Origin of the sequence: Ideonella sp. WA131b (assembly GCA_023657425.1) — a bacterium.
Classification (GTDB): Bacteria; Pseudomonadota; Gammaproteobacteria; order Burkholderiales; family Burkholderiaceae_C; genus Rubrivivax.
Genome location: JAGTJW010000002.1, coordinates 980,655 through 994,377, shown reverse-complemented (window position 1 = coordinate 994,377; position 13,723 = coordinate 980,655). Strand labels below are relative to the sequence as shown.

General features: G+C 71.2%; 9 protein-coding genes. 5 read left to right on the top strand and 4 right to left on the bottom strand.

Going from position 1 to position 13,723, the window contains the following annotated elements:
- Window positions 1-4 precede the first annotated feature (4 nt).
- The 3 genes from acnB to KA711_14620 all read right to left on the bottom strand — a co-directional run bounded on the left by acnB (window position 5) and on the right by KA711_14620 (window position 3,383).
- Window positions 5-2,608, bottom strand: coding sequence for a bifunctional aconitate hydratase 2/2-methylisocitrate dehydratase (acnB, locus tag KA711_14630; GenBank protein MCM0610204.1), 2,604 nt, complete (start codon window positions 2,606-2,608; stop codon window positions 5-7).
- Between the two features lie 62 nt (window positions 2,609-2,670).
- On the bottom strand, window positions 2,671-3,093 hold the full coding sequence (locus KA711_14625; GenBank protein MCM0610203.1) for a type II toxin-antitoxin system VapC family toxin: 423 nt from the start codon (window positions 3,091-3,093) through the stop codon (window positions 2,671-2,673).
- The gene (locus tag KA711_14620; GenBank protein MCM0610202.1) at window positions 3,090-3,383 is read right to left on the bottom strand and encodes an AbrB/MazE/SpoVT family DNA-binding domain-containing protein; all 294 of its coding nucleotides are present in this window, start codon (window positions 3,381-3,383) and stop codon (window positions 3,090-3,092) included. The genes KA711_14625 and KA711_14620 overlap by 4 nt, the downstream gene beginning before the upstream one ends.
- 241 nt (window positions 3,384-3,624) lie before the next feature.
- Here KA711_14620 and KA711_14615 point away from each other — a divergent pair, with 241 nt between their 5' ends.
- The 3 genes from KA711_14615 to KA711_14605 are packed head-to-tail and all read left to right on the top strand — an operon-like array spanning window position 3,625 to window position 7,717.
- Window positions 3,625-4,953, top strand: a complete 1,329-nt coding sequence (locus tag KA711_14615; protein MCM0610201.1) for an NAD(P)/FAD-dependent oxidoreductase — start codon at window positions 3,625-3,627, stop codon at window positions 4,951-4,953.
- A 59-nt stretch (window positions 4,954-5,012) separates the two neighbouring features.
- Entirely contained in the window at window positions 5,013-6,359 is a 1,347-nt protein-coding gene (gene argG, locus KA711_14610; protein ID MCM0610200.1) for an argininosuccinate synthase, read from the top strand.
- Between the two features lie 17 nt (window positions 6,360-6,376).
- Complete coding sequence (locus tag KA711_14605) at window positions 6,377-7,717, top strand: hypothetical protein (protein MCM0610199.1); 1,341 nt, start codon at window positions 6,377-6,379, stop codon at window positions 7,715-7,717.
- A 46-nt stretch (window positions 7,718-7,763) separates the two neighbouring features.
- Here the strand turns inward: KA711_14605 and KA711_14600 are convergent, their stop codons facing one another.
- Window positions 7,764-8,906: an IS5 family transposase gene (locus tag KA711_14600; protein ID MCM0610198.1), complete on the bottom strand. Its 1,143-nt coding sequence runs from the start codon at window positions 8,904-8,906 to the stop codon at window positions 7,764-7,766.
- A gap of 202 nt (window positions 8,907-9,108) precedes the next feature.
- Between KA711_14600 and KA711_14595 the strand changes: the two genes are divergently transcribed.
- Together KA711_14595 and KA711_14590 are read left to right on the top strand one after the other, a co-directional pair.
- Window positions 9,109-10,362, top strand: a complete 1,254-nt coding sequence (locus KA711_14595; GenBank protein ID MCM0610197.1) for an integron integrase — start codon at window positions 9,109-9,111, stop codon at window positions 10,360-10,362.
- Window positions 10,272-13,700: an error-prone DNA polymerase gene (locus tag KA711_14590; GenBank protein ID MCM0610196.1), complete on the top strand. Its 3,429-nt coding sequence runs from the start codon at window positions 10,272-10,274 to the stop codon at window positions 13,698-13,700. The genes KA711_14595 and KA711_14590 overlap by 91 nt, the downstream gene beginning before the upstream one ends.
- The last annotated feature ends 23 nt before the right edge of the window (window positions 13,701-13,723 follow it).

Sequence of the window (13,723 nt, the reverse complement as noted above, 5' to 3'; positions counted from 1 at the left end):
GCGCTCAGACCGCCACGCCCTTGGCCGTCTCCGCGTACTCCTCGATCTGGTCGAAGTTCATGTAGCGGTAGACGCTCGCGGCATCCTTGTTGATGATGCCCATGGCCTCCTGGTACTCGGCCACGGTGGGCAGCCGGCCCAGCTTGCTGGCGATGGCCGCCAGCTCGGCCGAGGCCAGGAACACGTTGGTGTTCTTGCCCAGGCGGTTGGGGAAGTTGCGCGTGCTGGTGCTCACCACGGTGGCGCCTTCGCGCACCTGGGCCTGGTTGCCCATGCACAGGCTGCAGCCGGGCATCTCGGTGCGCGCGCCGGCCGTGCCGAAGGCGGCGTAGTGGCCTTCCTTGATGAGCTCGCTCTGGTCCATCTTGGTGGGCGGCGCCACCCACAGCTTCACCGGGATGTCGCGCTGGCCGCCCAGCAGCTTGGCCGCGGCGCGGAAGTGGCCGATGTTGGTCATGCAGCTGCCGATGAAGGCCTCGTCGATCTTGGTGCCGGCCACCTCACTCAGCAGCTTGGCGTCGTCCGGATCGTTCGGGCAGCAGAGCACCGGCTCCTTGAGCTCGTTCAGGTCGATCTCGATCACGGCGGCGTACTCGGCGTCGGCGTCGGCTTCCAGCAGCTCAGGGTGAGCCAGCCAGGCCTCGACCTTCTCGATGCGGCGCTTGAGCGTCTTCGCGTCGGCGTAGCCGTCGGCGATCATGTTCTTCATGAGCACGACGTTCGAGTTGAGGTACTCGATGATCGGCGCCTTGTTGAGCTTGATCGTGCAGCCGGCGGCGCTGCGCTCGGCCGAGGCGTCGCTCAGCTCGAAGGCCTGTTCCACCTTCAGGTCGGGCAGGCCTTCGATCTCGAGGATGCGGCCACTGAAGACGTTTTTCTTGCCGGCCTTGGCCACCGTCAGGAGGCCGGCCTTGATGGCGGCATACGGAATCGCGTGCACCAGGTCGCGCAGCGTCACGCCCGGCTGCATCTGCCCCTTGAAGCGCACGAGCACGCTCTCGGGCATGTCCAGCGGCATCACGCCCGTGGCGGCACCAAAGGCCACCAGGCCCGAGCCCGCGGGGAAGCTGATGCCGATGGGGAAGCGCGTGTGGCTGTCGCCGCCGGTGCCCACGGTGTCGGGCAGCAGCAGGCGGTTGAGCCAGCTGTGGATGACGCCGTCCCCCGGCCGCAGGCTCACGCCGCCGCGGCTGCTGATGAAGGCCGGCAGCTCGCGGTGCGTCTTCACGTCCACGGGCTTGGGGTAGGCGGCGGTGTGGCAGAAGCTCTGCATCACAAGATCCGCGCTGAAGCCCAGGCAGGCCAGGTCCTTGAGCTCGTCGCGTGTCATCGGGCCGGTGGTGTCCTGGCTGCCGACGGTCGTCATGCGCGGCTCGCAGTAGGTGCCGGGGCGCACGCCCTGCTGTTGCCCTTGCACCTCGGGCAGGCCCACCGCGCGGCCCACCATCTTCTGCGCCAGCGTGAAGCCGGCCTTCGTGGCCACGGGCGGTTGCGGCAGGCGGAAGGCCGTGCTCGCGGACAGGCCCAGGAACTCGCGCGCCTTGGCCGTCAGGCTGCGGCCGATGATCAGGTTGATGCGGCCGCCCGCGCGCACTTCATCAAACAGCACCTCGCTCTTGAGCTTGAACTCGGCCACCGTGGCGCCGTTGCGCACCAGCTTGCCGTCGTAGGGCCGCACCTCGATGACGTCGCCCATCTCGAGCTGGGTCACGTCCACCTCGATGGGCAGCGAGCCCGAATCCTCTTGCGTGTTGAAGAAGATCGGTGCGATCTTGCCGCCCAAGGTGACGCCGCCGAAGCGCTTGTTCGGCACGAAGGGGATGTCCTGGCCGGTGGCCCAGATGACGCTGTTGGTCGCACTCTTGCGGCTGGAGCCGGTGCCGACCACGTCACCCACGTAGGCCACGAGGTGCCCCTTCTTCTTGAGGTCCTCGATGAACTGCATCGGGCCGCGCTTGCCGTCTTCCTCGGGCTTGAAGGCGGCATCAGGCCGCGTGTTCTTCAGCATCGCCAGGTAGTGCAGCGGGATGTCCGGCCGGCTCCAGGCGTCGGGCGCAGGGCTGAGGTCGTCGGTGTTGGTCTCGCCGGGCACCTTGAACACGGTGACCGTGATCGACTTCGGCACCTCGGGCCGCGTGGTGAACCACTCGGCCTCGGCCCAGCTCTGCAGGACTTCCTGCGCCTTGGCGTTGCCGGCCTTGGCCTTGGCCGCGACGTCGTTGAAGTAGTCGAACATCAGCAGCGTCTTCTTCAGGCCCTCGGCCGCCACCGACGCGACCTCGGCGTCGTCGAGCAGCTCGATCAGCGGGTGCACGTTGTAGCCGCCCACCATGGTGCCCAGCAGTTCGGTGGCCTTGGCCTTGCTGAGCAGGCCGACCTGGATGTCGCCATGCGCCACGGCGGCCAGGAAGCTGGCCTTGACCTTGGCGGCGTCGTCCACGCCCGGGGGCACGCGGTGCGTGAGCAGGTCCAGCAGGAAGGCCTCCTCGCCCGCCGGCGGGGCCTTGATGAGCTCGATCAGCTCGGTCACCTGCCTGGCGTCGAGCGGCAGCGGCGGGATGCCGAGCGCGGCGCGTTCGGCGGCATGTTGGCGGTAGGACTGCAGCATGGGCTTACTCCAGGAAAGCGGGTCGAGAGAGCGTGGTTCGAGTGTGGCGGCCGAGCCTGACGTCATGCTTGGGGCACGATGAGCTTCAGGCCCTTGAAGTAGTCGCGGAAGAAACCGGCGTCGCGCGTGATCAGGCCGTGGCACTGCAGCAGCGCGTGGGCGCCCACGAGGAAATCAGCCACGACGCGGCGCGAATCGGCGCCCGCCGCCGCGGCGCGCCGACGTTCGAGATAGCGGCGCTGCATCTCACCCGCGCGCACGGCCGAGCGTTGCTCCAGCGGCGAGAAGTCCACGCCGAGTTCCTCGAGCGCGTCCATCACCGCCGAGCCGTTGCCCAGGCCTGCCACGACCTCGGCCAGCACGACCTCGCAGGCCACCACCGGGCCGCTGGCCAGCGCGCGGCGCAGGGCCTGGTCGGCGGCATCGGCAGCGCCGGGGTCGTTGCCGATGAAGTCGATCAGGATGTTGCTGTCGACGGCGATCATCGGGGCTTGCGGCCCGCGGCCGGGCGCGGGGGCGCGGGCTGGTCCCAGGCGGGCAGCGGGTCGCCGGGCGCGCGGCCGCGCAGCTCGCGCATGATGTCGTCGGTGCTCACGCCCGGCGGCAGCGGCACCCGGCCGCGCACGCGCGAGATGGCGTCGTCGACGTCCTTGCGCAGCACGATGCGGCCCCCGTCGAGCTCGACCTTCAGCTTGGTGCCCTTGGTCAGGCCGAGCGCGTCGCGCACCTGCTTGGGCAGCGTGATCTGGCCGCGTTCGGCGACGGTGGCTTCCATGGCGGGCTCCGGCAGGGGGGTTCGGGGGCCTGAACAGTGCGTTCTGATCGGAACGGTATGCATGAATCATACATACCGAGGTGCGCCGAGTCGATCCCGCGTCGATCGCCCGACGCCAGGCTCGGAGCGTGGGCGGCAACCAGGAGCGCACGCGGTCGCGATTGCTGAGAAACTCAGGCTCGATGCTTCCCGCCCCTCACACGACGGCCGCCCTCGCGCGCCGGCCGCCGCAGCGTTCACCATGAATGCACCCTCGGGTCTGCACCGCATCGTCATCGTCGGCGGCGGTGCCGGTGGGTTGGAGCTGGCCACCCGGCTGGGCCGCACCCTGGGCCGAACCGGCCGCGCCCACATCACGCTGATCGAGAAGGCGCGCACGCACTTCTGGAAGCCGCACCTGCACGAGATCGCCGCCGGCAGCATCGACGTGCACGAGCACGCCACCGACTACCTCGCCCAGAGCCACTGGAACGGCTTCCGCTACCGCGTGGGCCAGATGACGGGCCTGGATCGCGCGCAGCGCCTCGTGCACGTGGGCCCGGTGCTCGACGAGGACGGCCGCCCCGTCACGCAGGGTTACGCGCGGCCCTACGACACGCTGGTGATGGCGGTGGGCAGCCGCACCAACGACTTCGGCACGCCCGGCGTGGCCGAGCACGCGATCGCGCTGGAGACGCCCGACGACGCCGAGCGCTTCCACCGCCGGCTCGTCAACGCCTGCCTGCGCGCCCACATGCAGGCCACGCCGCTGGCCCCGGGGCAGTTGAACGTGGCCATCATCGGGGCCGGCGCCACCGGCGTGGAGCTGGCGGCCGAGCTGCACAAGGCCACGCGCACGCTCGTCTCCTACAACCTCGAGCGCATCGACCCCGAGCGCGACATCCGCATCCACCTGCTCGAGGCCGGCCCGCGCATCCTGCCGGCGCTGCCCGAGCGCATCGCCGCCTCGGCCACGGGGCTGCTCATGAAGCTGGGCGTGAAGGTGCGTGCCGGTTCGCGCGTGACGGCGGTCGATGCCCAGGGCGTGCAGCTTGCAGGCGGTGAGCGTGTCGACGCCGAGCTGGTGGTGTGGGCCGCGGGTGTGAAGGCGCCGGCCTTCCTGGCGGGGCTCGACGGGTTGGAGACCAACCGCATCAACCAGCTCGTCGTCGGTCCCACGCTGCAGACGACCCGCGACGAGCGCATCTACGCCCTCGGCGACTGCGCCGCCGCGCCCTGGCTGGGCCGGGAGGCCGGCGTGTGCGTGCCGCCGCGCGCGCAGGCGGCGCACCAGCAAGCCTCGCACCTGGCGCGCGAGTTGCCGCGTGCGTGCAAGGGCGTCACGCCGCGGCCCTGGCGCTACCGCGACTTTGGCTCGCTGGTCTCGCTGGGTGAGTACAGCACCGTGGGCAACCTGATGGGTGCGCTGGTGGGCGGCAACCTGTGGGTCGAGGGCCTGTTCGCGCGAACGATGTACCTCAGCCTGTACAAGATGCACGAGGTGGCGCTGCACGGCTGGTGGAAGACGGCGCTGGGCTCGGCCAGCCGCTGGCTCACGCGGGGCACGGATCCTCGCGTCAAGCTGCACTGAGCCCGAGACGCCCCGGCACGTTCATCCGCGACAATCCCGGGTTCATCCGGAGCCCTGTCGTGACCACGATCCTGCAATCGCTACCCGCCGGCCAGCGCGTCGGCATCGCCTTCTCGGGCGGCCTGGACACCTCCGCCGCCGTGCACTGGATGCGCGCCAAGGGCGCCGTGCCTTGTGCCTACACCGCCAACCTGGGCCAGCCCGACGAGAGCGACTACGGCGAGATCCCGCGCAAGGCCCTGGCCTACGGCGCCGAGCTGGCCCGCCTGATCGACTGCCGCGCGCAGCTCGTGGCCGAGGGCATCGCCGCCATCCAGTGCAGCGCCTTCCACATCAGCACCGGCGGCGCCACCTACTTCAACACCACGCCGCTGGGCCGCGCCGTCACCGGCACGGCGCTGGTGGTGGCCATGCGGGAAGACGACGTCCACATCTGGGGCGACGGCAGCACCTACAAGGGCAACGACATCGAGCGCTTCTACCGCTACGGCCTGCTGGCCAACCCGCAGCTGCGCATCTACAAGCCCTGGCTGGACCAGCGCTTCATCGACGAACTCGGCGGCCGCAAGGAGATGAGCGAGTACCTCATCGCGAATGGCTTCGACTACAAGATGAGCGTCGAGAAGGCCTACAGCACCGACAGCAACATGCTCGGCGCCACGCACGAGGCCAAGGACCTGGAGTTCCTCAACTCGGGCATCCGCATCGTCAAGCCCATCATGGGCGTGGCCTTCTGGAAGCCCGAGGTCGCGGTGCCCGCCGAGGAGGTGAGCGTGCGCTTCGAGGAAGGCGTGCCCGTGGCCCTGAACGGCCGCAGCTTCGCCAGCGCCGTGGAACTGATGGCCGAGGCCAATGCCATCGGTGGCCGCCACGGCCTGGGCATGTGCGACCAGATCGAGAACCGCATCATCGAGGCCAAGAGCCGCGGCATCTACGAGGCCCCGGGCATGGCGCTGCTGCACATCGCCTACGAGCGGCTCGTCACCGGCATCCACAACGAGGACACCATCGAGCAGTACCGGATGAACGGCCGCAAGCTCGGCCGGCTGCTCTACCAGGGCCGCTGGTTCGACCCGCAATGCCTGATGCTGCGCGAGACGGCCCAGCGTTGGGTGGCCCGCGCCATCACCGGCGAGGTGTGGCTGGAGCTGCGCCGCGGCAACGACTACAGCATCCTCGACACGCAGAGTCCCAACCTCACGTACGCGCCCGAGCGCCTCTCGATGGAGAAGGTGGAGAACGCCGCCTTCACGCCGGCCGACCGCATCGGCCAGCTGACGATGCGCAACCTCGACATCGCCGACACGCGCGGCAAGCTGGGCATCTACACCGCCACTGGGCTGCTGGGGCACGGGGGTGACGACACCGTGGCCTTGATCACGGGGCCCGGGCCCGAGAACCGCTGACCGCCCCGGGAGCACCGATGAAGTCCGCCTCTGCCCTGAAAGCCCGCTTCGCCCTGCTGGGCGCCACGATCCTGGTGCTGGGCGGCTGTGCCAGCCCGCCGCCTGCGCCGCCGCCCGCCCCGCCGGAAGCCCCGCCGCAGGCCCAGGCCTGCCCCGACGGTGTGCCCGCGGGCGCGCGTTGCCTGCGGGGCCAGGACTCGGCGAACTCGCACTACCTCATCGTGATGCCGGCCCAGTGGAGCGGCGTGCTGGTGGTGCACGCCCACGGCGGCCCGACCCTGGGCCCCCCGAGCCCGACGCGGGCCGATGAGGACATCAAGCGCTGGTCCATCACCGTGCGCGAAGGCCATGCCTGGGCCGGCTCGGTCTTCCGCCAGGGCGGTTTTGCCGTCACCACGGCGGCCGAGGACACCGAGCGTGTGCGCCGAATCTTCGTCGACCACGTGGCCAAGCCGCGGCGCACCTTGTTGCACGGGCAGTCCTGGGGGGCGATGGTCGCCACGCGCGCCGCGGAGCTGTTCCCTGCTTCGTGGGACGGCATCCTCCTGACCAGCGGCGTCGTCGCCGGCCCGGCGACGTATGACTTCCGGCTCGACCTGCGGGCGATCTACCAGTTCCTGTGCCAGAACCACCCGCGGCCGGACGAGCCGGCCTACCCGCTGTCCATCGGCCTGCCCGCCAACAGCACGCTGAGCAACGCCGACCTGGCGCAGCGCGCCGACGAGTGCCTGGGCGTGCGCAAGCCGGCGGCACAGCGCACGCCGGTGCAGGCCCAGAAGCTCAAGACCCTGGTGGACGTGCTGAAGGTCCCCGAGAGCTCGGTGGTCGGCCACCTGAACTGGGGCACCTTCACCTTGCGCGACCTGGTGCAGAAGAACGGCGGTGTCAGCCCTTTCCACAACGCGGGGGTGCGCTACGTGGGCTCGGCCGACGATGTGGCGCTCAACGCGGGCGTGGCCCGCTACCCGCGCGATGCCGCCGCCGCGGCCCGCTTCGCGGCCGACGTGGACCACCGGGGCCGCTTTGCGGTGCCCGTGATCAGCAGCCACGGCATCGGGGACGCCACGGTGTTCGTGGAGGGCCAGGACACCCTGCGCGAGCGCATGGAGGCGTCCGGCAACGGTGCGCGCCTGGTGCAGGCCTTCGTGGACTCCAGCGACCACAGTTACTGGGGTGATGCGCACTACCCACCGCTGTTCGAGGCGCTGCTGAACTGGGTGGACACCGGGCTGAAGCCCAGCCCGGGGAGCATCGCCGAACGCTGCCGGCAACTGCGCGCGGCCCAGCCCGCGGAGTGCCGCTTCGTGCCGGCCTACAAGCCACAGAAGCTGGACAGCCGCATCCTGCCTCGCTCGTGATTCGACCGGCCGCCTGAGAGGGGCTGAGAGGGTGTGAACGAAATGTTCAGTTCGCCAGTCTCGTTGCGAGCATACGCGCTTGTGCGAGCCAGACCCAGGCCAGCGGCGCCCATTCGGAGCGATCGTGATGGGCGATGAGACGGCGGTCGCGCTCGAGCCAGGCGTGGGTGCGCTCGACCACCCAGCGCATGGGCTGCACGACGAAGGGCTTGGCGGATTCCTCGGGCCACAAGGGCTGCTGGGCGTCGCGCCAGGTGCCGGTGGCGCGGTTGCCCGGGCGGCGCACCACTTCCACGGTGATGCCGTGAGCCTTCTCGATGGCTGCTGCGCGCTGCCCGGCGTATGCGGCGTCGGTGTAGAGCTTCTTGATCGTGGGTGCCTTGGCATAGGCCTTGGCCACCACGTCGGCGGCGGTGTCGCGGTCCTGCACGCTGGCGGCCGTGATCGTGACCGCCAGCAGCAGGCCCAGCGAGTCGACCACGAGGTTGCGCTTGCGGCCCTTGACCTTCTTGCCCGCGTCGAAGCCCGTGTTGCCGCCCTGGGGCGTGCTGCGCGTGCTCTGCGAGTCGATGACGGCCGCCGTAGGTTCGGGGGACTTGCCCTCGCGCCGGCGCCACTGCTGGCGCAGCCGCTCGTGCATGGCCTCGAACGTATTGGCCGCAGCCCAGCGCTTGAAGGACATGTACACCGCCTGCCAAGGCGCATAGGTCTTGGGCACCAGCCGCCAGGGACAGCCCGTGCGCACCACGTAGCAGCAGGCATTGACCATAACGCGGCGCGGATAGCGAGGCGGCACGCCCGGCTGCCCATCGCGCTCGAACAGGTCGGCCACCAGCGCCCATTCGGCGTCGGTCAGATCGGTGTGCTGGCCCTCGGGGCTGCTGCTGCGCCGGTGCATGGCGTTGTAGCCGGTGCGCGGCCCCGCGCCACGTCCTTGCTCACCCCGCTCGGCCGAGGAGCGCCGCAGCGGCTTCAGTCGCACGACGCCAGCCTCGCGCAGCGCCTTGCGCACCGTAACCGGGTTGACCTTCACACCGCAGCGCCGGGCCAACTCCGCCGTGACTTCAGCCAACGCCGCGTGCGGCATCTCCGCGACGATGGCACGAAGCACCTCCCCATGCTCGGCGCCCAGCAACGGCTTGCGTCCGGGCTTGCCCTTGCGGTCGATGTCTCCAGCCTTGCTCTTCATGCCATGCCTCGCGCGCTTGTCTCGTCAAGACACAACGCGCGAGGTCATTATTTCGTTTACACCCACTGAGAGTGTGAGAGGCAATCCAATGCACCCGCGCATTGGATTGCCTCTCACACTCTGAGACCCCGCACGGAGGCTGGCGCACGGCCGAGGATTGAGATACTGTACGGATGAACAGTATTTCAAGGGGGTCCTCGCCATGTCCAGCCCGCCGCGCCTGCTCGACCTGCTGCGTCAGCACATCCGCCTGCTGCACTACAGCATCCGCACCGAGGAGGCCTACGTGCACTGGGTGAGCGCCTTCATCCGCTACCACGGCCTGCGCCACCCGTCCGAGCTCGCCGGCCCCGATATCCAGGCTTTCCTCACCTGGCTGGCCAACGAACGCGACGTCGCCCCCAGCACGCACCGACAGGCGCTGTCGGCGCTGCTGTTCCTCTATCAGAAGGTGCTGCGCCAGCCGGTGCCCTGGATCGAGGAGATCGGCCGCCCGCGCAGCCAGCGCCGGCTGCCCGTGGTGCTGTCGATGGCCGAGGTGCAGCAGCTGCTGGCCGCGCTCGACGCCCTGCCGCTGGATCGTCAGCAGGCGCCATACGGTCTGCTTGGCCGCCTGCTGTATGGCACCGGCATGCGCCTGCTGGAGGGTCTGCGCCTGCGCGTCAAGGACATCGACTTCGACCGCCGTGCCATCGTCGTGCGCGAGGGCAAGGGCTTCAAGGACCGCGTCGTCATGCTGCCCGCCGCGCTCGAGGCGCCACTGCGCGAGCAGCTCGACCGCGCCCACGCCCTGTGGCGCTCCGACCGCGCCGAGGCCGCCGCCGGCGTCGTGCTGCCGCAAGCCCTGGCGCGCAAGTACCCGCGTGCCGCCGATTCCTGGTCCTGGCACTGGGTGTTCCCGCACAGCCAGGTCGCCGTCGATCCGCGCAGCGGCCTGCGCCGTCGCCACCACCTGCTCGACGTGAGCTTCCAGCGTGCCTTCAAGCGCGCCGTGCACGATGCCGGCATCCACAAGGCGGCCTCGCCGCACACGCTGCGCCACTCGTTCGCCACACATCTGCTGCAGTCGGGCTACGACATCCGCACCGTGCAGGACCTGCTCGGCCACGCCGACGTCAGCACCACCATGATCTACACGCACGTGCTGCGCCTGGGCGGTGGTGCCGTGCGCAGCCCGCTCGATGCCTTGGCGCCAGGGGCGACCCTCCCCACCCGGCCGCCGCCCGAACACCCCGTGGCGCGGCCCACGCCCGCCCCGTCCGCAGCCACGCCCCCGCGCGAGGCCGCCCGCTACCCCGGCGCCCAGCCGCCCGCCACCGTGCGCCGCGCGCGCGAGCCCGACGCCGTCGCCACCGACCGACTGCCGTGTCTGCACCCCCACACCCTGCCCGCCGCTCCCGCCACGCACTACCGGCCTACGCCGAGCTGCACTGCCGCAGCAACTTCAGTTTTCTGAGCGGCGCCTCGCACCCCGAGGAGCTGGTTGCCCGCGCGCAGGCGCTGGGCTATGGCGCGCTGGCGCTCACCGACGAGTGTTCGCTCGCCGGGGTCGTGCGCGCGCACGCCGAGGCCGAGCGTCTGGCGCTGCGGCTGATCGTCGGCTGCGAGATGCAGCTGTCGGCGCCGGCGTCCACCCCGGTGCCGCCCTCGGCCGCTGCGGCAGCGTCCGCGGCAGCTCCCGCTGCCAGCCCGGGCGCCAGCGCCCCGACCCTGGCACCCGTCACGGTCGACGCCGCGCAGGCCGCCGCGCAGGCTGTGGTGGCCGCCGCCCTGCGCGAGGTGACGGCCGAGCGCGCCCGCGCCGCCATGGCTGCGCCACCCCCGCCCGAGCCGCCCCCGCTGGCCGCCGCCGCCGAGCAGCGCCAGGCCGAGCCGCGCCTGGTGCTGCTGGCACAGTCGCGCCGCGGCTACGGCAACCTGGTGCAGTGGATCACGCTGGCCCGCCGCCGCGCGCCCAAGGGCCAGTACCTCGCGCACCGCGCCGATGTCGAAGGCCGCGTCGCCAAGGCGCCCATGCTGGCCGGCCTGCCGGGTTGCTTCGCCCTTCTGGTGCCCGCGCCCGGCCAGCCTTTCGAGACGCTGTTCGAGCACGCGCTGTGGCTGCGCACCTGGTTCGGCCCCGAGCGCTGCGCCATCGCCGTGCAGCGCCGCCACCGCGCTGCCGAGGCCGTGGCAGTGCAACTGCTGCAGCGCGTGGCCGCCGCCACCGGCCTGCCGCTGGTGGCCACGGGTGGCGTGTGCCTGCACCGCCGCTCGCGCAAGGCCCTGCTCGACGTGCTCACCGCCACACGCCTGGGCACCACGGTGGCCGGCGCCGGCCTGGCGCTGCAGGCCAACGCCGAATCGCACCTGCGCTCGCGCCTGCGTCTGGCGCAGTTGTTCCGCACCGACTGGCTGGAGGCGTCGGTCGCCATCGCCGGCACCTGCGCCTTCAGCCTGGCCGAGCTGAAGTACGAGTACCCGCGCGAGATCACGCCCGCCGGCCACACGCCCACCAGCTGGCTGCGGCAGCTCGCGGAAGATGGCGCGAAGAGCCGCTTCCCCGGCGGCGAGCCGCCGGCCGTGCGCACGATGATCGAGCACGAGCTGGCCCTCATCGCGCGGCTGCGCTACGAGCCTTACTTCCTGACGGTGGCCGACATCGTGCACTGGGCGCGCAGCCAGGGCATCCTGTGCCAGGGCCGCGGCAGCGCCGCGAACTCGGCCGTGTGTTACTGCCTCGGCGTCACCGCGGTGGATCCGGCGCGCACGACGCTGCTGTTCGAGCGCTTCATCAGCGAGGAGCGCAACGAGCCGCCCGACATCGACATCGACTTCGAGCACCAGCGGCGCGAAGAGGTCATCCAGTACATCTACCGCAAGTACGGTCGCCACCGCGCCGCGCTCACGGCCGTGGTCATCAGCTACCGCCCGCGCAGCGCGCTGCGCGACGTGGGCCGCGCGCTGGGCATCGACCTCGCGCGCATCGAGGCGCTGTCGAAATCCCAGCACTGGTTCGACGGCCGCCACGTCAACCTCGAGCGCCTGCGCGAGAACGGCTTCGATCCCGACAGCCCCCTCGTGCGGCTGTGGATGAGGCTGACGCACGAGTTGATCGGCTTCCCGCGCCACCTGAGCCAGCATCCCGGCGGCTTTGTCATCGCGCGCGACGACCTCGCCGAGCTCGTGCCGGTGGAAAACGCCACGATGGAGGGCCGCAGCGTCATCCAGTGGGACAAGGACGACCTCGATGCGCTCGGCCTGCTCAAGGTCGACATCCTGGCTCTCGGCATGCTCAGCGCCATCCGCCGCGCGCTGGTGATGGTGGGCGCCAAGCAGGGCGCGCCGATGGCGCTGCACCAGGTGCCGGCCGAGTGCCCGCAGGTCTACGCCATGCTCTCGCGCGGCGACAGCGTCGGCACCTTCCAGGTGGAGAGCCGCGCCCAGATGAGCATGCTGCCGCGGCTGAAGCCGCAGCGCTTCTACGACCTCGTCATCGAGGTCGCCATCGTGCGGCCCGGGCCCATCCAGGGCGGCATGGTCCACCCCTACCTGCGGCGCCGCAATGGCGAGGAGCCGGTCGACTACCCCAGCGACGAGGTGCGCCAGGCGCTGGAGCGCACTTTGGGCGTGCCCATCTTCCAGGAACAGGTGATGCAGCTGGCCATCCTGGCCGCCGACTTCACCCCCGGCGAGGCCGACCGCCTGCGCCGCGCCATGGCCGCCTGGAAGCGCAAGGGCGGTCTCGGCCCCTTCCACGAGCGGCTGGTGGGCCGCATGGTCGAGAAGGGCTACACGCAGGACTACGCCGAGCGCATCTTCAAGCAGATCGAGGGTTTCGGCGAGTACGGCTTCCCCGAGAGCCACGCCGCGAGCTTTGCGCTGCTGGTGTACGCCAGCGCCTGGCTGAAGTGCCACCACCCCGATGCCTTCCTGGCGGCGCTGCTGAATGCGCAGCCGCTGGGCTTCTACGCCCCGGCGCAACTGGTGCGCGACGCGCGCGAGCACGGCGTGGTGGTGAGGCCGGTGTGCGTGTTGGCGAGCGCGTGGGAGACGGTGCTGGAGGCCGACGGTGCAGCCCCTGCCGGCGCGCTGCGCCCCGTGCGCCTGGGCTTCGGCCGCATCGCCGGCTTCACCGAGGCCGCCGCGGCGCGCCTGGTGGCGGCGCGCGCCGAGGCGCCGTTTGCGGGCGCCGAAGACCTGGCCCGCCGCGCCGGCCTGGACGCGCAGCATCTGCGCCTGCTGGCCGAGGCCGACGCGCTGGCCGTACTCTCGGGCCACCGCCATGCCGCCGCCTGGGCCGTGGCCGGCGTGGACACGCGCGCCACGCCGATGCTGGCGCGCACGCGCACCACCGAGCCCGCGCCCGTGCTCGCCGCACCCGGCGCGGCCGAGACGGTGCTCGCCGACTACCGCGCCACCGGCCTGAGCCTCACGCAGCACCCGCTGGCGCTGCTGCGGCCACAGCTGACGGCCTTCAAGGTGCTGCCGGCGGCGGTGCTGAAGCACTTCCCCGACGGCCGCCTGGCGCGTGCCAGCGGCCTGGTCACCCACCGCCAGCGCCCCGAGACGGCCAAGGGCGTGGTCTTCGTGACGCTGGAAGACGAGACCGGCTCGGTCAACGTCATCGTCTGGCCGCGCGAGGTGGAGCTGCAGCGCCGGCCGCTGCTGGCGGCCACGCTGCTCACGGTCTACGGCGTGTGGCAGTGCCAGGGCCATCCGGAGCACGGCGTGCGGCACCTGGTGGCGCGCAAGCTCGTCGACCACTCGGCGCTGCTGCAGGGCCTGGCCCCGCGCAGCCGGGACTTTCGCTGACCGGAGACGGCCCGCGCCGCGCG